The 23,500-nt window shown below is 36.4% G+C and carries 18 protein-coding genes and 1 pseudogene; 11 read left to right on the forward strand and 8 right to left on the reverse strand.

The genetic code is table 11. The annotated features are described in order from the left end of the window. Positions 1–156: 156 nt before the first annotated feature. Both QE177_RS07650 and QE177_RS07655 read right to left on the reverse strand, forming a co-directional pair. Positions 157–567: a hotdog fold thioesterase gene (locus QE177_RS07650; RefSeq protein ID WP_280548462.1), complete on the reverse strand. Its 411-nt coding sequence runs from the start codon at positions 565–567 to the stop codon at positions 157–159. Next, a pseudogene (locus QE177_RS07655) lies at positions 564–3,620 on the reverse strand (FAD-binding and (Fe-S)-binding domain-containing protein). Before QE177_RS07655 ends, QE177_RS07650 begins: the two are co-directional and overlap by 4 nt. 213 nt (positions 3,621–3,833) lie before the next feature. On the opposite strand from QE177_RS07655, the gene ydiK reads away from it, so the two are divergent. From ydiK to QE177_RS07690, 8 genes are all read left to right on the forward strand, one after another. Next, positions 3,834–4,943 (forward strand): AI-2E family transporter YdiK, encoded by a 1,110-nt coding sequence (gene ydiK, locus QE177_RS07660; RefSeq protein ID WP_280548463.1) that lies wholly within the window; start codon positions 3,834–3,836, stop codon positions 4,941–4,943. 1,249 nt (positions 4,944–6,192) lie between these two features. Further along, on the forward strand, positions 6,193–6,375 hold the full coding sequence (gene hemP, locus QE177_RS07665) for a hemin uptake protein HemP (protein WP_280548464.1): 183 nt from the start codon (positions 6,193–6,195) through the stop codon (positions 6,373–6,375). A 79-nt stretch (positions 6,376–6,454) separates the two neighbouring features. Further along, a complete protein-coding gene (locus tag QE177_RS07670; protein WP_348519905.1) occupies positions 6,455–8,134 on the forward strand; it encodes a TonB-dependent receptor in 1,680 nt (559 codons plus the stop codon). 54 nt (positions 8,135–8,188) lie between these two features. Continuing rightward, positions 8,189–8,527 (forward strand): hypothetical protein, encoded by a 339-nt coding sequence (locus QE177_RS15705; protein WP_348519906.1) that lies wholly within the window; start codon positions 8,189–8,191, stop codon positions 8,525–8,527. Between the two features lie 350 nt (positions 8,528–8,877). Further along, complete coding sequence (locus QE177_RS07675; protein WP_280548465.1) at positions 8,878–9,930, forward strand: ChuX/HutX family heme-like substrate-binding protein; 1,053 nt, start codon at positions 8,878–8,880, stop codon at positions 9,928–9,930. Positions 9,931–9,950: 20 nt separating this feature from the next. Beyond that, positions 9,951–10,775: a hemin ABC transporter substrate-binding protein gene (locus tag QE177_RS07680; protein ID WP_280548466.1), complete on the forward strand. Its 825-nt coding sequence runs from the start codon at positions 9,951–9,953 to the stop codon at positions 10,773–10,775. Next, positions 10,775–11,770, forward strand: a complete 996-nt coding sequence (locus tag QE177_RS07685) for an iron ABC transporter permease (protein ID WP_280552240.1) — start codon at positions 10,775–10,777, stop codon at positions 11,768–11,770. Before QE177_RS07680 ends, QE177_RS07685 begins: the two co-directional genes overlap by 1 nt. A 10-nt stretch (positions 11,771–11,780) precedes the next feature. After that, entirely contained in the window at positions 11,781–12,572 is a 792-nt protein-coding gene (locus QE177_RS07690) for a heme ABC transporter ATP-binding protein (RefSeq protein ID WP_280548467.1), read from the forward strand. A 134-nt stretch (positions 12,573–12,706) separates the two neighbouring features. Here QE177_RS07690 and ppsA read toward each other — a convergent pair whose 3' ends face one another. Next, positions 12,707–15,085, reverse strand: a complete 2,379-nt coding sequence (ppsA, locus tag QE177_RS07695; RefSeq protein ID WP_280548468.1) for a phosphoenolpyruvate synthase — start codon at positions 15,083–15,085, stop codon at positions 12,707–12,709. A gap of 237 nt (positions 15,086–15,322) precedes the next feature. Here ppsA and QE177_RS07700 point away from each other — a divergent pair, with 237 nt between their 5' ends. The 3 genes from QE177_RS07700 (at position 15,323) to QE177_RS07710 (ending at position 19,131) form a co-directional block, all read left to right on the forward strand. Next, positions 15,323–16,162, forward strand: coding sequence for a pyruvate, water dikinase regulatory protein (locus QE177_RS07700; protein WP_280548469.1), 840 nt, complete (start codon positions 15,323–15,325; stop codon positions 16,160–16,162). 139 nt (positions 16,163–16,301) lie between these two features. Beyond that, positions 16,302–17,348, forward strand: coding sequence for a 3-deoxy-7-phosphoheptulonate synthase (locus tag QE177_RS07705; RefSeq protein WP_280548470.1), 1,047 nt, complete (start codon positions 16,302–16,304; stop codon positions 17,346–17,348). Between the two features lie 295 nt (positions 17,349–17,643). Continuing rightward, positions 17,644–19,131 carry a DUF853 domain-containing protein gene (locus tag QE177_RS07710; RefSeq protein WP_280548471.1) on the forward strand — a complete coding sequence of 496 codons (1,488 nt, stop codon included), beginning with the start codon at positions 17,644–17,646 and terminating at the stop codon, positions 19,129–19,131. A 98-nt stretch (positions 19,132–19,229) separates the two neighbouring features. On the opposite strand, the gene QE177_RS07715 is transcribed toward QE177_RS07710, so the two are convergent. From QE177_RS07715 to QE177_RS07735, 5 genes are all read right to left on the reverse strand, one after another. Next, positions 19,230–19,979, reverse strand: coding sequence for a serine protease (locus tag QE177_RS07715; RefSeq protein ID WP_280548472.1), 750 nt, complete (start codon positions 19,977–19,979; stop codon positions 19,230–19,232). Positions 19,980–20,052: 73 nt separating this feature from the next. Next, positions 20,053–20,649: a lytic polysaccharide monooxygenase gene (locus tag QE177_RS07720; protein WP_280548473.1), complete on the reverse strand. Its 597-nt coding sequence runs from the start codon at positions 20,647–20,649 to the stop codon at positions 20,053–20,055. 581 nt (positions 20,650–21,230) lie between these two features. Beyond that, a complete protein-coding gene (locus QE177_RS07725; protein ID WP_280548474.1) occupies positions 21,231–21,758 on the reverse strand; it encodes an SGNH hydrolase domain-containing protein in 528 nt (175 codons plus the stop codon). Next, positions 21,716–22,669 carry an acyltransferase family protein gene (locus tag QE177_RS07730; RefSeq protein ID WP_280548475.1) on the reverse strand — a complete coding sequence of 318 codons (954 nt, stop codon included), beginning with the start codon at positions 22,667–22,669 and terminating at the stop codon, positions 21,716–21,718. The genes QE177_RS07725 and QE177_RS07730 overlap by 43 nt, the downstream gene beginning before the upstream one ends. A 144-nt stretch (positions 22,670–22,813) precedes the next feature. After that, entirely contained in the window at positions 22,814–23,497 is a 684-nt protein-coding gene (locus tag QE177_RS07735) for an IS6 family transposase (RefSeq protein WP_280548476.1), read from the reverse strand. Positions 23,498–23,500: the final 3 nt, after the last annotated feature.

A 23,500-nucleotide genomic window follows, 5' to 3' on the forward strand; every position in this document is an offset into this window, starting at 1 on the left:
TATTTTACTATAATTTCACAATTCCCAATTTATTATATACCTTAACTTATTGATAAATAAATTAAAAAAAACAAAATTAACTAGCAAAGTTATAAATGTTTCAGATGAACAAAAAGTGTTGCAAAAAAATCTACTTTTGTTCTTAATCACGCACAATTAAATTATTGCGGTTGTCAAACGGCAAATACAGCTCAGTTTTAATTGTTCATCAAAGATTTTTATCGACCAGATTTGTTGCCGTCGCCCTAGATGAATCGCACTACATACGCCACGCACTTTGCCTGAAGATACTGACCTAATATGGCTGGCATTAATTTCGCTACCCACCACTTTTTGCTCACCTTGAGTACAGAGATAACCGGCTATCGAGCCTAAGGATTCGGCTAATACCACCGAAGCACCACCATGTAATAATCCAAAGGGTTGCATGGTACGTTGATCAACCGGCATAGTTGCTTCAATCGTATCATCGCTGATACTTAGCATAACAATACCCAAATGAGATAACATGCTGTTTTTACTCCAACTATTAATTTCTTCGAGGGTGTAAGGACGTTGCCAAATCATTTAATAATCTCCAATAATGCTTGTAATGGATGTTTTATTATTTCCTTTTCCATTCGTTTTACTTGACTACGGCAGGAATAGCCGGTTGCTAAACAACGTTTTTGGGGTAATTTTTGTAATTGATTTCCCCAAGATAAGGCATAAATTCCCTTTGAATTTGCCAAGTGTTTAACTTCATGACCATAAGTTCCTGCCATGCCGCAACAGCCAACATTCACATTAATAAGTTGACAACCAAACTGAGCAAAAATTTTAATCCAATGCTGAGCACTAGCAGCAAACAATGACATTTCGGTACAGTGCCCTAATAAATACCATTTTTCAGTTGTTAACTTCGATACGGGCTTTGACGCTAATGCTGTTATCAGCCACTCATTAACTAATTTAACCTCGAAATCACCACGTTTATTACCGAGAATTTGACTATATTCATCGCGATAACAGAGCACTAAAGCTGGATCGATACCGACCATAGGAATTGATAATTTAGCTAAACGGTTAAGAAAATCCGCTGTCTTTTGTGCTGTTTTGGCAAAACGGGTTAAATATCCCTTAATATGTAACGCTTTTCCATTAGCTGAAAAGGGCAATAATATCGGCCGATAACCTAATCTTTCAATTAAATGGATAAAATCAGCAACAACCTTAGCATCATAATAGCTGGTAAAGGGGTCTTGGACGATTAAAACAAATTGGCTGCGCTTCTCTTCTGGTAAACTTTCTAACTGCGACAATGACAGTGATAATGCTGTATGCGCAGCCAATTGTTGTTGTAAGCTGGGCGTAGAAAGCTGGGGAAAATCTGTTAATCCAATCACCCTGTGAGCCAAAGTTTGTACCCACTTTTGCTGTAAAATAAAATTAAACCAACGTGGATGTTTTGCCATTAACGGTAAAGTCAATTCAATATTGGCAACAACATAGTCACTGATTGGTCGCAAATAACGGCTATAATAGAGCGCTAAAAATTTTGCTCTAAAAGTGGGAACATCAATTTTAACTGGGCATTGAGTTGAACACGCTTTACAGGCTAAACAGCCTGCCATCGCTTCTTTTACTTCATGGGAAAAATCATATTGTCCACACTTAGCTCGCAAGGTATGGTATAGGCGTGTTATTTTTTGCGGCCAAGAGAGTTTATAACTATTGATATCCTCGGCAAATAACGCTAGCTTTACGCCTTGCTTAACCTGTAACCTTAACCACTCTCGCATTAAAGTTGCCCTTCCTTTAGGTGAATGAATGCGTTGTTGTGATATTTTCATCGAAGGGCACATTGGACTATTAACATCAAAATTAAAACATAAACCATTGCCATGACATGCCATGACACGCTCAAAAGTTTGCCTTACATCAATAGGGATGATGCGATCATAAGTCCCTCTTTTCACTGTATCGATCGGTATTAACGGACGTTCTACATTAAGCGATGAGCATATTTTGCCTGGATTTAATTGATTAAAGGGATCAAAAGCAGTTTTAATTTGACAAAGTATTTGATAAAGCTTGTCACCAAAAAATTGTCGGCCATAGCTGGAGCGAAAACCTTTGCCGTGTTCTCCCCATAATAAGCCGCCATATTTAGCTGTAAGTTGAACAATTTGATCAGAAATTTGCTTCATTAATACTTCTTGCTGAGGATCACACATATCCATTACCGGGCGAACATGTAATACTCCAGCATCAACATGACCAAACATGCCATAAGCTAAATTATTACGGTCAAGCAACGCACGAAATTCAGCAATATAATCGGCTAAATGCTCTGGCGGCACGCAAGTATCCTCTACGAAAGGTATTGGCTTTGCTAACCCTTTAGTATTAGCCAATAGACCAACCGCTTTTTTTCTCATCGTATAGATACGTTCAATATCTGCTAAATGAGGGCATATTTGATAACCAAGTATGCCAGAATTACCTGCTTGGATTAGCTTATCCAATTGCGAGCATAAACTGGTTAATTGCTGATTAATTTTTTCTTCATTATCCCCACTAAATTCAACAATATTTAATGCTGATATTTTTTTTCATCCACATCGTTAACCAATTTACTTACTGACTGCCAGATAATATCTTGACGCGCTAAAGAGAGAATTTTAGCATCTACCGTTTCTACTTGATAAAGCATTGGCTGCCACCATAAACGGTGCATTACGTAGCGCTGAATCAAATGAGTCATAGTTTATATTAACTAATCGTCTTACTTTAGGTAATGGGGTAATATTTAGCTTAGCTTCGGTAATGAAAGCCAGCGTTCCTTCCGAGCCGGTTAAAATTCGAGTTAAATCAAATTGAGTCATACTATCGTCAAACACGTGACGCAAATCATAACCGGTTAAAAAACGATTTAAACGCGGGAATTTAGCCAGAATTAGCTGTCGCTGCTGACGACAATGTTGATAAACGGTGCGATATATACGGCCAATAGTTGATTGCTGCTGTGAAATACACTCCGCCGATTCAACTGGCATTGGATAGGTTTCTAATACCTCGCCACCCAGTAAAACGGCTTTAATACTCAATACATGATCCGATGTTTTGCCATAAACTAATGAACCTTGACCTGATGCATCAGTATTAATCATGCCACCCAAAGTGGCTCGGTTACTGGTTGATAATTCTGGTGAGAAAAAATAACCGTAAGGTGCCAAAAATTGATTAAGCTGATCTTTTATCACGCCCGCTTCGACCCTAACCCATTTTTGTGACACATCAATTTGCAAAATTTTTTGCATATAGCGCGACAGATCAACCACAATACCCTCAGTCAAAGCCTGACCATTGGTCCCGGTGCCACCTCCTCTAGGCGTAAAGGTTAATGACTGAAATTGTTTATGGCTGGCTAGTTTTGCCAAGAGTTGAACATCACTAGTCGAACGTGGATAGACAACAGCTTGAGGGAGAAGCTGGTAAATACTATTATCTGTTGCCATTGATAAACGTTCAGCATAACTAGTCGTTAAATCACCGCTAAAACCTTGCTCTTTTAATATAGTAAAGTACTTCGTTATCTGTTGACTGATTTGGTGAGAGCGTCCTATACGTGGGATCATGATATTAGTAACTCTTTTTAATTAGTGTTCACTTTGCATTTTATGTACTATCTTTGATTGAGAGTACATACCAGATAAACTTTGGCAATTAACATTTTGTAAACAATACAGTTTCCATTATCACCCTACTTTTATTAGTTACAAAAACATGATTATTGATCTAATAGACAATCGAGAATATCTACCGGTCATTTTTTATAATTAGGCTAATATATGGAAAAAGCGCAATCCCCTAATGATCTACCCAAATTTATATTTAGTATAATTGCTATTTTATTGATGATAACAGCATGTTTTTGGGTATTAAAACCTTTCATACTTGGTTTTCTCTGGGCAGGCATGGTGGTTATTGCAACCTGGCCATTATTTAAAAAAATTGAAGGCAAACTATGGCATAAAAAATGGCTAGCCAGTATAGCGATGACACTAATAGTAATCCTATTATTCGTTATTCCTTTTGCAATCTTAATTGGTAGCATTATACAAAATAGTGGCCCACTAATTGAATGGGCCAAATCACCGGCTGAAATTCGATTACCTGAGTTATTGTGGTTAAAAAATCTCCCCTTTATTGGTAATAAACTTTTTTATGGTTGGCATACACTGGTAGCGAATGGTGGCAACACATTAATTGCTAAACTACAACCTTATGTTGGAGAAGCAACCAGTTGGTTCTTAGCACAAGCTATTAATGCCGGGCGTTTTATGTTTCATCTTATCGTAATGTTACTATTTAGTGCATTACTCTATCTAAAAGGTGAAAGTGTTATATCAAGTATCCGACATTTTGCCATTCGCCTGGCTGGTACAAGAGGCGATACGGCTATTCTACTCGCTGGTCAATCAATCCGTGCCGTTGCATTAGGTGTTGTTGTAACCGCATTAATACAAGCGATTACCAGTGGTATTGGTTTAGCTTTAGCAGATGTTCCTTACGCTGCAATATTAACAATTCTTATCTTTGTATGTTGTGTTGCCCAACTTGGCCCTTTATTGATTATGGTGCCCTCTATAATATGGTTATTCTGGTCAGGCGATACCAGCTGGGCCATTATTATGATTGTATGGAGCATCATTGTCGCAACAATGGATGGTGTACTACGTCCTATCTTAATAAAGATGGGTGCGAATTTATCAATGATCCTGATTTTAATTGGCGTTATTGGTGGAATTTTATCATTTGGTGTAATTGGTCTTTTTATTGGCCCAGTAGTTTTAGCTGTCTCGCATAATTTACTAACTGCCTGGATGAATGAGGTCGAGAAACCAACCAAATTATCAAACAATTTAACCAAAACTAATTTATATAAGAATGATTCTTAAATAAAAAAGATTGTCTTAATTAATATTGTTGTTAATCATTATACTTAAATTATTTGAAAATTGTTCTGTTAAAAATTTACCAAAATATCGATTAATTGAACGTAATTAAATTCCATTAATTTTAACATTAATATGATTAAATAATAATCTTATATAATTACACTTGAAAGTAAAATTTTTATTGAGATAATTCTTAGTGATAAAACCTTAGAGTTATCTTAATATAATGCTTATAGATTAACCTGTTTATGAATTATTAGTTTCATTTATTTTTGGCATTATTATGCAATATAAAAATGATGAAACCTAGAGAATATTGCTGTGTGTAGTCTTTGCCTGTCAGCCCATGATAGGCTTTTTTTTTCTGTATTATTCAATATAATACATAATAATATATTGATTTATAAGAATATTATTGGATTATATTTATAGGGTCTAAAGAGTAACTTTGATAAAATAAGATACTTACCCACAAATATTCATATTTTTAATTAAACCTGAAAAATATTGATTAATAAAAGAACATACATAAATTTTACCTGTTATTAATTTACCGTTCGATTGACTATCTAATACCATATATTATTATTTGATTTTTATTCTATAACAGCAAATAAACCTTATTTTATATCATAATCTGGTCTGTCATCTGTCCAGATATAATTGAACATATAATTTACAAAATTAAACTATATTATTTTTTTTAACCTCACTGAATATAAATAAAATAGTAAAAATAACCTAAAGTTAACAATAAATAAATGAATAAAAAATCATGAAAACAAAATAAAAGTTTGGAATGATACCTTCTGTTTATAATGTAAACAAATATAATTAATTATTTAAAAAACACTATTTTATTATATAATTGAATTTAGATTGAAAAACATATTTATTATCTATTTAACCGTTCAATATATGAATAAAAAACTATAAAAAACTATAAAAAACTATAAAAAACTATAAAAAACAGATAAAAATAACTGATTATTCTAATATCCTATAAAACAATAATTCTAATTTATAAAAATTATTTATATTTTTTCAACCGCTTTTTATGAGAATAATTCTATTTCATTGTTTTTAAAATAAATTTTGCAAATATTTATCATTATTTCACTTTATTACTGTTTATCTATAGAGGGAAAAACTTGATTAACAACAAGACAATAATGATAATAATTATCATTACCATTATTTGGTTATATCTCTTCAATATCAACACACTCAGCCAAAGTAATCTACTTATATGAATAAACTCAGCCAAAGTAATCTACTTAATTCAGATATAAAGCAAATATCAACCCCAGTAATTAATACCATTAATAGCCAACATCTATTGAATCAAAAAGGAATTGCGAATATCTACCATCAAGGTGAAATTTATCAATTACGCCAGACAAGAGCAGGCAAATTGATTTTAACCAAATAGAATTTAATCAACACCAAGCCACCTAACTACTATCAGGCAGCCAACGTTTAGATCTACTATAATTATAGGAACGAATACTATGGATCTCAAGCATAAAACTGCCTTAAAATCAATCGATTACATTAAGTGCTCGCTATATAGTGTACCTTGTATCATCGGACTGATCATTTCGCAACAATCCTGGTCAAAATCAGACGACAAAACCATTATCGTATACGCTGATGAAGCTATGCCTTATATGTCCACTACCGCTAAAACATATACTGTCATTGATACTAGTCAGCCAAAATATCAATATGCATCTGATGCATTAGATTTATTAAAAAAAACGCCTGGACTAAGTCTTTCAGGCATTGGTAGCACAAATGGGCAAACTTTAAACATGCGTGGCTATGAAAGATCTGGCGTTCTCATCACCATTGATGGTATTCGGCAAGATATTGATGCCGAGACTATCACTGGCACATTTCTAGACCCAATATATATAAAAAAAATAATTGCCATACAAGGCAGTAATAGCCTACAACATGGTAGTGGAGCATTAGGTGGGACAATTGCCCTAAAAACAGTTAACGCTCGGGATCTGCTGGCACCAGAACAATCTCATGGCGCTATTTTGACATTAAGCCATAGCCGTAATGATCAGGGATATCAATATGGTAGTTTACTTTTTGGTAAAACACATCATGTTGATGGATTAATGGCCTTAAGCAGACGAAAAAAAGGATCCTCACGTTTAAGTGATAGCTCAATACCCTATAATAAGGAGGATATCCACAACCTACTCGCTAAAGGTAACTGGATGATTACTCCGTCATATATGATTTCAGCTCAATTACGCTATTATCAAAATGATGGAATACAGCTAAAAAATCCAGAAGTTGTCGAACCCAGCAAGTACAAAAATAGCCGTTATGATCGTAATACTAGCCAATATGATATCCAATTAACGCAGAAAATTTATCCTCTTCAAGCAGAAAATTGGCTTATAGATTGGGATCTTTACTACAGTAAGGTGACAATCGAACAAAAACCCATTGATGAGATAAAACGCTCGCTCTTTAGCATTAGTAAGCATGATGAGGAAAAACGCTCGCTCATTAGCAAAGGAAGCAAGATAACTAACTATTTTATCTGGGATCATGATCAATTTGCTACTCACCATTTCAACATTGGTAGCGAATTTAATCAGCAGCAGCAGCAGGCTAATGAACAAGCAGATTTCTTTCCACCAGCAACATTACGTAATATCGCTGTCTGGTTAGAGGACGAAATCCGATTAAACACCTTGCCAATCACATTTTCTATCGGTACTCGTTACTCTAACTATAGAAATGATAGTGATAGATACGATAGCAATCAGGATTCTCAATGGACATCGCGTGGCGCAGTTAGTTTTACCCCAACACACTGGTTGGAACTTTTTAGTTCTTATGCAGAAGGTTACAGAACACCTAGCTTAAATGAAATTTATAATGATTCCAAACACTTCGCGCGGAATTACTTCAAACCAAACCCGAATTTACAACCTGAACGAAATCAGACAATTGAATACGGAGTAAGTTTACGGTTTGATAATAAGTTACTAACTAATGACCGTTTACAATGGCGAGCAGCTGTTTTTGATACTAAAGCAACTAATTACATCAAGACTGAAGTCTATGGCATTATTCCACCGTTAGGAAAAACAATAAGCATTAATACACCATCTGTGGTTATTCATGGTATCGACAGTAGTCTTAACTATACCACTCCTTAGTTTAATGCTGCGCTCGCTTACAATCGCACTCATGCTAAAGATACGATAACAGGCATGAGCATTTCATCAATTCGTCCAGAAAGTTTAACCGCTTCATTGGATATACCGCTGGCTAATAGCGGTTTTTTCTTAGGTTGGGTTGGACAATTTGCCGCAAAAACCAATCGTTCCGGCGATCGTAAAACCGGTAAAGATAAATATTCGCAACCTATTATACAACAAGCGGGGTATGGTGTTAATGATGTTTATATCCGTTATCAAGGTGATGGTAAGTTATCAGGCATAGATACCACCCTATCATTAACCAATGCCTTTAATAAGACATATAGCTCATCATTAGGTGTTCCACAAGAAGGCAGGAATATACATTTTAAAATAAATTATCGCTGGTAATTATTTTTATTATGTCTACTTCTAAGTCATGAGTAATTGATTACTTATTTTACTCATGACAATTAATTTTTATCGCACTCTCTCGCTTTATCCGATCAAAATCTTGTCATAAATAGGTTATTTAGCGCAAAAAACAAACAAAACAGCAAAAATCAGACAATCTACAGCAACAAGGGGTTTATAGAGCCAAAGATTTCTATTTAAGCTATTAGTGCTAGCAAACAGGATTTTAGGTTAACAGACAAGTGAGAAGCAATAATTTATGCCGATGTTTAGCATCAGGCATAGCAGGTTAATGATAGTAATAAATATATGGATCAACACTATATACATAATAAGGAAATGACAGTATGAACGATTCACTTTATAACCGTTACCAGCAAGCAAAACAACAAAATAACCTACAATCGATTGCAGAATCGGCAAACTATTTAAATGTTACAGAAGCAGAATTGATCTATGCATGTGTTAATGCGGATGATGCTAAACGGTTAAATGTAGACATAACACTATTATTACCTGAACTGGCGAATTTAGGGGAAATAAAAGCGATTACCGCTAATAAATATGCTACTCACATCCATATTGGTGAATTTAAAAATGTTCGTTTAAACAACCAGACAGGTATCGTACTTAATCCCAGAGAGCTTGATTTGCGTATATTTCTTGAACACTGGGCAATCAGCTTTGCCTTGACTGAGACATCTTCCGATAATTTACAACACAGTATTCAGTTTTTTGATAACCATGGTAATGCCGTACATAAGATCTATGCTACTGAAAAAACCAATATGGCGGTTTGGTATAAGTTGATTAAACAATATCAGATGACCTCAAATCCAGCATTAAATTTGCGTCCTACTACTGTCCATCCACAACCACCACAAATTAATCAAGCGGTAAAAAAACAACTAGAAACCGATTGGCGTAACATGACAAATGTTCATCAATTTTTTCAACTATTGCAAAAATATAATGTTAAACGACAACAAATCTTCGACGCGGTCAGCGACGAACTTGCTTATCAAGTTGATAATCATGCTCTCTACCAAATTCTACATAGCGCCTTTAATCAGCAAAATGAAATTATGATCTTTGTCGGCAGCCTTGGATGCATGCAAATATTTACCGGATGCATTCAAAAACTAGCCGCTTATCATGACAAACAAAGTGCACTACAAAAAATTAATGTTTTAAATCCAAAATTCTCACTCAATGTAATTGAAACTGGTATTGCTAAAAGTTGGGTAACACGTAAACCAACCAAGGATGGTATAGTCACCAGCCTGGAAATTTTTGATAATCATGGCGATCATATCATTCAATTATTTGGTCAACGTACGGAAGGAGAACATGAACAATTAGATTGGCAGAAGCAAATTTCAACCTTAACTAAAATATAATATCAGGAGTTAAACATAATATGAAATTATGGCTTCTCTCAATCATCATCTCTTTACTCATTCCTTGTTCTCAAGCGAGTGAACGCATTATCACGCTCGGTGGGGATATTACTGAAATTATCTTTGCCCTTAATGAAGGAAAACAGGTTATTGCTCGCGATAGTAGCAGTCGTCAACCAGACTCGGTATTAAAGCTCCCTGACGTCGGTTATATGCGTATGTTAAATGCGGAAGGCATTTTATCGCTATACCCAACTTTGATCTTAGCAAGTGAACAGGCAAAACCCGATTTCGCTCTAAAACAAATTCAACAAACAGGTGTTAAGATAATAAAAGTGACAGGAGCCCCTACTCTGGCAGCCATACCAGAAAAAATTCGTACCATTGCTAATGCTATAGAACAACCTCAAAAAGGAGAAGCGCTCATCAATAAACTTAATGAGCAATTGTCATTAATTAATACGACTCCTCTACAACAAAAAATCATTTTCATATTCAGCCATAATGGCACTGTGCCTCTTGTCGCCGGTCAACGCACTGCAGCAGATAGTATTATTTCAACGGTCGGTGCCCAAAATGCATTACAAGGTTTTAACGGTTATCTGCCACTCTCTCAAGAAGCAATTATTGCCAGTCAACCCGATTGGATTTTAATTACCATTGAAGGGATTCGTTCCTTGGGGGGGATAGAAAAAATCTGGCAATTACCTGGTATTAATATGACACCTGCCGAAAAAAACAAAGCATTACTAGTGGTTAATGATTTAGGGCTACTCGGATTTGGACTATCAACGCCGAGCGTTATGAAACAAATACGCGATGCTTTGGAAAAAACCAATAAATGATGAAACAATTCGCTTATCCAAAATTGAGATTATTCATTTTATTTTGCATTGTTATTTTAATTGCCTTACTGGCGGCAAATGTAGGTGCTATGTCTCTGTCATTTAACACACTTTGGCAATTACCCTTAACAGATAATCATTGGCAAATTTGGCTAACTATTCGCTTACCCCGTATTTTATTGGCATTATTAGTCGGCTGCGCATTAGCGGTTGCGGGTGCTATTATGCAAGGGTTATTTCGTAATCCATTAGCCGATCCGGGCTTACTTGGCATTAGTAGCGGAGCTGCCCTTAGCGTTGCGCTTTTTATTGTTCTTCCCTTGCCTATTTCTTCACTACTAAGTGATTATGGTTATCTGATCGCCGCTTTTGTTGGCGGCTTTATCGTTGCAATAGTTATTTTTTCATTAACCCACTATTCAAATGGTCAATTAACAAAATTACTTATGTCAGGCATAGCGATTAATACATTATGCGTATCTTTCATTGGCGTACTTAGCTACGTTAGCGATGACCAACAGTTACGCAGCTTGACATTATGGATGATGGGCTCCTTAAGTCAAAATAATGGTGCCATATTAGCAATTGCCGCTAGCATCATTTCACTAACCATGTTTATAGTCTTACAACAAAGTATGACACTTAATTTATTACAATTAGGCGATGAAGAAGCATATTATCTCGGCTTAAAAGTAAAAAAAAGCAAGTTTATCCTGTTAGTACTAAGCTCACTTTTAATTGGTTGTGCTGTAGCGCTAAGTGGAATAATTGGTTTTATTGGCTTAGTCGTGCCGCATCTGATTAGAATGACCTTTGGCGCTAATCATAAATGGTTATTACCGGCTTCCGCTTTGGCAGGCTCTGCTCTACTACTTGTCGCTGATACCATCGCGCGTACATTAGCCACACCAGCGGAAATTCCAGTAGGCTTAATTACTGGACTAATTGGTGCTCCTTATTTTCTCTATCTTATTTTAAAACAGTCACAAGGTTAGTGATAAAATTATGTGCCGTTCCTCTATACCTTTTATTGAAGCAAAGCGACTCTGCTATCGCGTAAATAGTCAAAATATTATTGATGATTTATCACTGTCACTTTATCACAACCAAATAAGTATTATTATCGGGCCTAATGGTGCTGGAAAATCGACTTTACTACGTTTATTAACCGGTTTTCTTACACCACATACGGGAGACTGTTTATTAGAAGGGAAATCGCTAGCAACTTGGGATATCAATAAATTATCGCGTAAACGCGCGGTAATGCACCAACAGCACCAACTCAACTTTCCCTTTAGTGTTGAAGAAATTGTGGCGATGGGACGAAGTCCTCATGCAAGTCATTGCTTCAATCAAGCTATCGAAAGTGCATTGATACAAACTGACTGCCTGGCATTACGCTATCGAAATTACCAACAACTATCCGGCGGAGAACAGCAACGTGTGCAATTAGCCCGTGTTATCGCCCAACTTTGGCATCCTGAGCCCAATAATAGCTACTTATTTTTGGATGAACCAACCTCAGCACTTGATCTCTATCATCAGCAACAAAGTTTACGCTTATTACATCGTTTAAATCGTCAACAATCTATTGGTGTTTGTTGCATATTGCATGATCTAAACCTGGCAGCATTATATGCAGATCGCATTTATTTACTGCATCAGGGTCAACTGGTTAGTGTCGGCACACCGCAACAAGTCATGACAGAAGAAAATTTACGCCGCTGGTACAGAGCTAATCTTTATGTGAAAATTCATCCAGACAAGAAGGTTCCGCAAATATTTTTACACCACTGACTAATGTATTTTGATCGATAATAGCCAGTTAAAGGGATAAATAGCAAATATGGATCATAATCAACTGAGTCTGCTGTTTTTCATTTTCAGACTCAGTTTGCAAGACAAATTAGTGAATAAAAAATTAATTAGTGCTAATCATTTTCCGCCAGTGATAACCATGTTTTCATCACCGTATCAGGATTAAGCGAAAGACTATCAATCCCTTCTTTCACTAACCATTGTGCAAAATCCTGATGATCAGAAGGACCTTGACCACAAATACCTACATACTTGCCTTGTTGTTTAGCGGCCTTTATTGCCATCGATATCAATGCCTTAACCGCTTCATTGCGCTCATCAAATAGCGAAGAGATAATAGCAGAATCACGATCTAGCCCGAGTGTTAATTGCGTCATATCATTTGAACCAATGGAGAATCCATCAAAATAGGCAAGAAATTGTTCTGCTAATAGGGCATTTGATGGGATTTCACACATCATGATAATTTTCAAACCATTCTCACCGCGTTTTAAGCCATGATGTGCTAACTCTTCAATAACAGCTTCAGCTTGAGCAACAGTTCTGACAAATGGGATCATAATCTCAACATTGGTTAGTCCCATGATATTTCGCACCCGCTTGACCGCTTCACACTCAAGAGCAAAACATTGGCGAAAACTATCGGCCACATAGCGACCAGCGCCCCGAAAACCTAACATTGGGTTTTCTTCATGCGGTTCATAAAGATCACCACCAATTAGGTTAGCATATTCATTTGATTTAAAATCAGATAAACGGACAATTACCCGTTTCGGCCAAAATGCTGCCGCTAGTGTTGCAATTCCCTCTGTTAAGCGACCGATGTAAAACTCTACGGGATCCTGATAACCTAACATTAGTGCTCGAATTTCAGCCTGTAACTCAGTCGTTTGTTGCTCAAATTCCAATAAAGCACGGGGATGCACTCCGATCATGCGATTGATAATAAATTCCAAACGTGCCAAACCCACCCCATCATTAGGTAAACAAGCAAAATCAAATGCCCGATCAGGATTACCAACATTCATCATGATTTTCACCTTCAACGCTGGCATTTTATCTACCTGACAACTTTTGATCTCAAATGGCAATTTATCAGCATAAACAAAACCAGTATCGCCTTCAGCGCAAGAGACTGTCACTAATTGGCCATCTTGTAAGTGCTCAGTCGCATTACCACAGCCAACCACAGCTGGAATACCCAACTCACGTGCAATAATCGCGGCATGACAAGTACGTCCGCCACGATTAGTGACAATAGCAGCCGCTCGCTTCATGATAGGTTCCCAATCAGGATCAGTCATATCAGTAACCAAAACATCACCTGGCTGCACACAACTCATTTCACTAATATCATGAATAACTTTAACCGCTCCTGCACCAATACGTTGACCAATCGCACGCCCTTCTACTAATACTTTACCGGTTTTTTTTATTTGATAGCGTTCCATTATCTGCTGATTAGAGCGGACAGTTTCAGGTCGCGCCTGGACGATATATAATTTACCATTATGGCCATCTTTAGCCCATTCTATATCCATCGGCCGGCCATAGTGCTGCTCAATTAATAATGCTTGATGAGCAAGCGCTTCAACTTCATGATCAGCTAAAGAAAAACAATTTCGTTGTTTTTCCGCTACCTCTTCAATCTTTACTTGCTTACCATGTTGATGATTATCGGCATAAACCATCCGCATTTTTTTTGAGCCTAACGTTCTGCGCACAATAGCTGGACGCCCCGCTTTTAATGTCGGTTTATGCACATAAAATTCATCAGGATTTACCGCACCTTGAACAACCATCTCGCCAAGACCACACGCTGAGGTAATAAAAACAACCTGATCAAAACCGGATTCAGTATCTATAGTAAACATCACGCCCGAAGAAGCTAAATCAGAACGTACCATACGTTGGATTCCGGCAGAAAGCGCCACACCACGATGATCATACCCTTGATGGACACGATATGAGATAGCTCGGTCATTAAATAGCGAAGCAAAAACATGTTTGATAGCGACCATTACCGCATCAATACCTTTCACGTTCAAAAAAGTTTCTTGTTGTCCAGCAAAAGAAGCATCTGGCATATCTTCAGCAGTAGCAGAAGAGCGTACTGCAAAGGAAATATCAGCTTCATCGGCGGATAATTGCAAAAAAGCCTGACGGATATCTTTTTCTAATTTAGAGCCAAAAGGGGTATCAATGATCCATTGCCGGATTTGGCTACCCGCTTTGGCTAATTGATCTACATCGTCAATATCAATTTCATCCAATAATTGGTATATACGTTGATTAACATCACCTTGTTCTAAAAAATCATTGAAAGCACGAGCGGTAGTAGCAAAGCCATTTGGTACCAGAACATCCAGAGCAGCTAAATGTGTGATCATTTCACCTAACGAAGCATTCTTTCCGCCAACTAAATCAACATCATTCATAGTAAGCTGGTTATACCAAAGTATATTGCTTGAAGTACGGCCATTATCAGACATTGAAAAAGAACCCTTATTAAAATTCATAGAAGTGTAAATATGTTAGTTAGTTGGTAAAACTATCTCATCGCTAAGACTAACATAATGTTGAACCAAAAATGGAATGGTGAATCGATCAAGCTCATAATAATATTTTTTAACGCCATATAATCTATCATTCGACTAACAAATTTTTACATTTAATCTTTATTATTTTACTTTTTAAAAATAGAATAAAATGAAAAGGAAAATTAACCAATGGATAATTATCACGCTAAAAATTTAGCACGCTGTGTTTTTTTTATCTCCGACGGAACTGCTATTACTGCAGAGACGCTAGGTCATGCTGTTTTATCGCAATTTCCACTCCATTTTTCTTCTTATACACTACCGTTTGTCACCACTGAAAAACGTGCCACAGAAATAAAACAAAGAATTGATCAAATCTATTCTAAAACCCATATTCGCCCGTTGGTTTTTTACTCAATTATCTCGCCAACAGTAAAAAAAATTATTACCACTAGTGCCGGCTGTTGTTATGATATCGTCCAATCTTTAATTGATCCGATCCAGCAAGAAATTGGCTTAAAACCTGAACCAAAGCTCAACCGTACCCATGGACTATCTAATCTAAATCAATATGATGCTAGAATTGCAGCGATTGAATATACATTGGCGCACGATGATGGCATATCATTAAAAAATCTCGATCAGGCTCAAGTAATTTTATTGGGTGTTTCCCGTTGTGGTAAAACACCAACCAGCCTCTATTTAGCGATGCAATTTGCTATTCAGGCTGCCAATTATCCTTTCACCGCAGATGATATGGATAATTTGCAATTACCCTCTGCATTAAAGCCTTATATGAATAAACTTTTTGGTTTAACGATTAGTCCTGAGCGACTAGCGGCTATTCGTGAAGAGCGTTGTGAAAAAAGTCGTTATGCATCTTTACGTCAATGTCGGATAGAATTAACTGAGGTGGAAGCTTTATTTAGAAGACACAATATTCATTATTTAAATACAACTAATTACTCTGTTGAAGAGATCTCAGCTAAAGTCATCGATACATTCGGTCTAACCCGCCGTATATTTTAATAATTGAAAATTAGCTGAGAAACATTGATTATTTTAACGCTATCTTAAACAACCCTTGGAACCGGTTTATTTTCAGTTAGGGTAATGCTAGTTTATTTAGCGAGAAGATCTGCTACATTGAAGCATATATGAGATAAATATGTATAAAACAGATGAGTTAAGAACTCAACCTATTGATAGCCTTATTACGCCTCAAGCTCTGGCCGATGAGTTTCCGCTATCTAAAGAAATTGTCGAAAACGTGACAATGTCACGAAAAGCGATTGAATCAATTTTAACTGGTCAAGATCAACGACTGTTGGTGGTCATTGGCCCCTGTTCGGTACATGATACCCATGCAGCACTTGAATACGCAAAAATGCTGGCTAAGCTGCGTGTCGAATATAAAGATTATCTTGAAATCGTGATGCGTACCTATTTTGAAAAACCACGTACCGTCGTTGGTTGGAAAGGTTTAATTTCCGATCCAGATCTAAACAATTCCTGCCAAGTTAATAAAGGCCTACGATTAGCTCGTGAGCTACTAACTAACATTAACCAACTTGGGCTGCCAACGGCAACTGAATTTTTAGATATGATAATCGGCCAATATGTTGCCGATCTTATTAGCTGGGGAGCCGTCGGCGCCAGAACCACAGAAAGCCAAATCCATCGACAAATGGCATCAGCGCTTTCTTGTCCGGTTGGCTTTAAAAATGGTACTGACGGGAATATTAATATTGCTCTTGATGCTATTCGTGCAGCACGTGCCAGCCATGTATTTTTATCGCCCAATAAAAATGGTCAAATGACTGTTTATCAAACACAAGGTAATCCTTATGGCCATATTATTATGCGTGGAGGAAAACAACCTAATTATAGCGCTGAAGATATTGCTGTTGCTTGCTGTCAGTTACGCCAATTAGGCTTAGCTGAAAAATTAGTTATCGATTTTAGTCACGGTAATTGTCAAAAAATCCATCAACGCCAAATAGACGTTGCTAAAAACATTGCGCAACAACTGCAAAAAGGCTCGAAAGCCATCGCGGGCATTATGGCAGAAAGTTTTCTCGTAGAAGGTACCCAGCAAGTCATTGCCGGTAAGCCCCTTATTTATGGTCAGTCAATCACCGATCCCTGCTTGGGCTGGCAGGACACTGAACAATTACTATCTATACTGGCTGAAGCGGTAAAACATCGGTTTTAATCACCCTACAGGAGAATTTTTCAGCAGCAATTAAATTAATTGTCAGACAAAATTCTCCCTAACCAAAAGAATATTTTATCAGGCAGGATTTACTGAATTTTTTATTATTAAAATACCAAATACACCACCATCAGCTATCTTTACCCTATACGCTTTTATAATTTTTTATTAATTGATCATATTTTAACTGTCGTATTAACTATTCTGTCTGGTAATTAAATATTTAACGAAAATCTGCTAACGAGCCTGGCAACAAAATTATACCCATTATGCCGACTACAGAGGATTAATTTAGATGCAAAAATCTCTTGTCATCGCTAAAAATAGTGAAACTGAATTAGCCATCTTGCCTGCGCTGGCAAATCGACATGGATTAATTACCGGTGCAACAGGAACAGGTAAAACTGTAACGCTACAAAAAATGGCGGAAAGTTTTTCTCAAATTGGGGTGCCGGTTTTTATGGCTGATGTGAAAGGTGATCTTTCGGGGATTGGTGCCAAAGGAGTATTAACACCTAAATTACAATCACGCCTGGAAGCGCTTGGCGTAACAGACTGGCATCCTGCTGCGTGTCCTGTCACTTTTTGGGATGTTTTTGCAGAACAAGGACATCCGGTAAGAGCAACCATCTCAGATATGGGGCCATTGCTGTTATCTCGTTTAATGAATTTAAATGATGTGCAAAGTGGTGTATTACAACTTATTTTTAAAATCGCCGATGACAATGGCTTACTATTGCTAGACATGAAAGATCTGCGTGCTACCGTTCAATATGTCGGTGAAAATGCGAAACAATTTCAAACTGAATACGGTAACATTGCCGGTACCTCAATTGGCGCCATACAACGTGGTTTATTAACCCTTCAACAGCAAGGTGCTGATTACTTTTTCGGCGAACCTATGCTTGATATCGTTGATCTAATCAAAACCGATTCGAATGGCCAAGGAATAGTCAATATCCTTGCCGCAGACAAACTCTATAATCAGCCTAAGCTATACGCAGTATTTCTATTATGGTTATTATCGGAACTTTTTGAACGTTTGCCTGAAATGGGCGATGTTGAAAAACCGAAACTGGTGTTTTTCTTTGATGAAGCACATCTACTTTTTACTAACGCACCGACCGCACTACTGGAAAAAATCGAACAGGTTGTTCGCCTGATCCGTTCAAAAGGCGTTGGCGTTTATTTTGTTACACAAAATCCCCTTGATATTCCCGATAATATTCTAGGACAGCTTGGCAATCGGGTTCAGCATGCATTACGCGCTTTTACGCCACGGGATCAAAAAGCCGTTAAAGCAGCAGCCGAAACCATGCGAGCAAATCCAAAGTTTAAAGCCGAGCAGGCGATAACTGAACTAGGTGTGGGTGAAGCATTAATTTCGTTCTTAGATGAAAAAGGACGTCCAAACATTGTTCAACGGGCTTTCGTTATTGCGCCAGATTCACGCATGGGAATTTTAACTAGCGAAGAACGCAGCCAGCTACTTACTCATTCAGATATTTATGGCAAGTATGAGAAAATGTTGGATCGTGAATCAGCCTATGAAAAACTGGCAAATCAAACCAGCGATGAGATAACAGCTACTAGCCAAGCAAATCAGACAACAAAAAATACCGAAGATAGTGGGTTTGTTGGCGGCTTAAAAGATTTCCTATTTGGTTCAACCGGCCCCAGAGGAGGTAAAAAAGAGGGTTTAGTGCAAACAGCAACTAAATCTGCGGTACGTCAAATAAGTACTCAAATTATTCGTGGCATTTTGGGTGGTAGAAAACGTTAAAAAAAAAATAACAAACCTGGCAGTAAACTATACCAGGTTTGTTAAGCAAAAATCCTAATGGTATTAATTGTTTTATTTACATAATAAAATAGATAAAATTACTTATTAATATTTTTTAGGATCCAATCACTATAATAACTTACTCTGGTAAATTCCATGGACTGCATTATTCTACGAGAGACTAAACCTACTACCGTGTTATTACCATCGTGAGCTAATAATGGACTACCTGAATCCCCTCCTTGTGTTGTGGTATTATTACCAATTGCGCAAATATGCAAGGCCGGCTTATGGCAAGCAGGTGGGTAACCACTCGGTACTTCAATACATCGTTTAGGATTAGCGATCGAAATAATCGTTTTTCGCAAATATTCAGATGTTTTGCCCAATTCAGTATCACCCATACCAATCGCAGTTACTTCAGTACCTTCAGGTAAATCAAGATGTTTATTGATACCATTAATACTGGCAAAATCATTACTAATTGTTTCGCGGTCTAACTCAAGTAAAGCAATATCATAGGGTACATCAAATGGCGGAGGACAATCTACATCAGGATCAGAGGGTGAATTACGCCAATAAGGATGGCTAATAATCTGTTTAATTTTTACTTTATCTTGATAAATTGCACCCGGGTTATAGTGCTCCATGCCAACATAAACATTAAGTTTTGCAACATCAATATTTTCAATACAATGTGCTGCACTCAATACCCAACGTTTATTAATAAGAACGCTACCACAGCGATGTCTATTGATATCCGCAGAATCAGAAAGACATAATGCACAAAAAAAGGGAAATTCGCCTGGTTCAGCTGGTATACCGTTAGAAATATATTTATTAATCATTGTCTTACCGTAAAATTAATTTTTATTAGAATAAAATAAACATTAAAAAATAATCATATTTAGCCAATTAAAACTAACGAGCATTCATATTGGCATCAATCACTTGATAGAAGGCATTTGATGTATCTGCAATAGTCCAGACACCTAAAATCACTTGATAACCCGTACGATAAGGAACATTGCATTTCATGGTAACTTCTCGGGCGGGTACTGCACCACCATCAAATCGTGAACAGAAGGGTTGTAATTCAAACGCAGCGCGTCTTAATGGGCGATTAGGATCCCAATCTTGTTTGGTAATAAAATATTCCCAGCCAGTGGTACTATGTGGGGCAGTTAATGTCCAGTGAAACACATTTTCACCTGATCTCATATTAACCTTAGTCCAGCGCGTTACTGATTGTTCATCCAATTGTTTAAACATTCCTACACCAGCGCTGGCTATTTTGCCATCCGCTGGCCCTCTTTGTGGAAAACCTTTTTGTCCTTCCACTGATTGCGGTTCATACTGAATTGGACCACAATTTTTGTTTTCCAACATTGAACACAAATAAGCCCGACTCGCTGGGCTATCAATATAGCCATGCATTGGTTTAATATCAGTGGTGATACTGGCAAAACTCGAGGCACTCATTAACGCTAACATAGCCAACAGTAATTTTGTTTTCATTTTGCTTACTCCTTGATCAATAATTTTATTTCTGTAAAGAAATAATGAGTAAAAAATGCAATAACAGCACAGAAAATTATCGTCCCAGAACCAGCGCGATAGCAATTTAAAATAATTAGTTAATGCTTAAAAAATACTTACACCACTTTTAATGACTAATTAATAAATATAAATAAATAGTAATGATTTTTTGCCACTTTTTTAATAAAGTCATAATGTTATGAATGTCCAAAAAATACGAGTTTTATATTTAACATTAAATATTTAATTAAATGGTAAAACATATAATTAAATAAATTCTTAAATTAATTTCTTATATAACATATCGCTGAAATTAATTAAATTAATTTAAATAGGTATCTTGTATCGGTTATAAATAAAATATTAAAATACTTTTTAATTAAAAATAACAATAATAAAAGTATTGGCTAATAAAAAAACCAGTAAAATATATTTACTGATTTGCTAAAAAATACCATTTAGTGAATATTAATTTTTTATTCCTACTTTACTATGATCATTTCCCTTTTGTTTATTATTACTAGAGTACACATTTCAAACCACGAAAGGACTTTATTGCATTACTTATGCAAATTAGTATCTCTTCTTATTTCATTAAAGACACCCTTTCCAACAATTTCAGCACCAGTAATTGATAGGTGGCTAGTGTCTGTATAGATAGGAATGCCATCTTTAATAAGTGTACATTCTGTATGGTTACATAAGAAAGGATAAGTATCTATAAACTTCACTTTAGCATATTTACCTGCAAAGTTTTTTAAAGCTTCATCTGCAGCAGTATTCACTCTTTGTCGAGTATTGCTACAATCAAAAATATTAATTAATTTGTTTATAGGTAAATCAGCTTTAGCCAGACATTCAAACATTACACTTGAGCTACGCGGTGTAGAACCTATTATATAAAAATTCTGACCATGGTTGGCATCATTATAAAATGATGTCATTTCTTCAACCATAAGCTTATTATAATCAGCCTTACCTATATGAGAGCCATCTTCTCTTTTTATGTCCTCATATTGCAGCCCAGGCCAATTTCTTGATATAATTACAGGCTTTTCAGGATGTGCATTAATAAAATCAAGTTCCATTTTGTATCTGGATTCACACTTTTTTTGTTATAAAAAGAGTAATAATTTTTTGTCGATGTACAACCATCAAGTGCAAGGCTTGCCACTTTTATCCCATGTTTTTTTATATAGGAGAAAAAATGTCTCGCATGACTGTTACCTATGAGAATAAAATCAAAATCAGTCACATTCCCGTTAAAATATTGCGCATCCATGCTCTGAGGCAGATTCAGATGCCCTTCAAACTTCGCTTTGTAATCATTCCTTGATAGCTGGAAATCCGGATTAACTCTACTGCTCACACCATTTTTTAAAACATAAATACTTGCAGCAATAGCCAGCATGTAAATAAATACAACCGTTAAGCCATAACTTCTCTTCCTCTCTACAAAATAGTAGAGCTGGGAAGCTAAAACTAAAGTTATCAAGACGTAATATATAAATCCAAGTTTTAGAGCTAACTTATTTGCAATGACCAGTATTGGCCAGTGAACAAGATAAACCGAATAGGAAATTAGCCCGATATATTGCAGCACTTTACTGGCAAGTATTCCTTTTTCAACAGAGCATACTATCACTAAATATGTCATTACTGCTGGAATAATAGCAAGATACCCAGGCCATAAATCTTTATGATTAATAAAAAATGCTGATGCAATTAATACGACAAGTGAAGAATAGTATATTAATACCCTGGTTGTTTTTTTTAGTTTGAGTGGATAAAAGTATGCAATACCGCCAAGTAGCATTTCCCACGCTCTTGACTGCAACATATAGTATGAAGATACACTGTCTTTGACTGACGAATACCAGCCGTATAAAAACAGAACAATAGTCAGATAGATAACTATTTTTTTTAATGCCTTTATTGAGAAAAATTTACTCAAAAGCAATAATAAAATCGGATAAATAATATAAAACTGCCACTCCATTGACAGTGACCATGTGTGTAAAAAATATTTATCATAAGAATTAAGATCAAAATAACCAGATTCTCTTTTGTATATTATATTAGAGATAAAAAGGTTCTGTCGCATTAATGTTGGAAGTTTAATTTGTGGTAGTTAGAAGAATTGTTAGGCGACTAAAGTGTAAAAAGCATCGACTGGACAGAGAATTAGGCCATTGATAGGAATTTGTTGTTTATGGAGCATATGCAATATTTCTATTCCTTCCAGTAAAACTTTTGCCGTTCGGTACGTCTTAAAACCAAGCATCGCTCGATAGCGTTTTTTAATGAAACGGTGATCTTGCTCTACCATGTTATTTTTATAACGGCACTGTCTTATTTTTATCCCCAGCTCACGTTGATTAAGTGACATTAATGCAGCCCGATTAGCACCACTTTTATCAATATTCACTTCCATAGGATAGGTATTTTGATGGATAGCTTTCTTTAAAAAGCGTAATGCAGATTTTTTATTTCGCTTTTGACTAAGAATAAAATCTATCGTTTCACCACTAGCCTCTACGGCGCGATAAAGATAATGCCATTTCCCTTTTATCCTGATATAGGTTTCATCCAGATACCAGGTGCCACCATAGATTTTTCGTTTCTTTCTGGCAACACTTGCTAGTTTTGGCGTCAGTCGTAAAATCCAGCGGTGAATGGTGGAGTGATCAACAAAAATACCTCTTTCCTGCATCATCTCCTCAAGGTTACGCAAGCTTAAGGAATACGCCAGGTACCAACGTAGACAAACTAAAATGACATCGACGGGATAGTGGAGACGTTTAAAGCTTTGTTTAACAATATTCATAAG

The sequence above is a fragment of the Arsenophonus sp. aPb genome (genome assembly GCF_029873475.1).
Classification (GTDB): domain Bacteria; phylum Pseudomonadota; class Gammaproteobacteria; order Enterobacterales; family Enterobacteriaceae; genus Arsenophonus.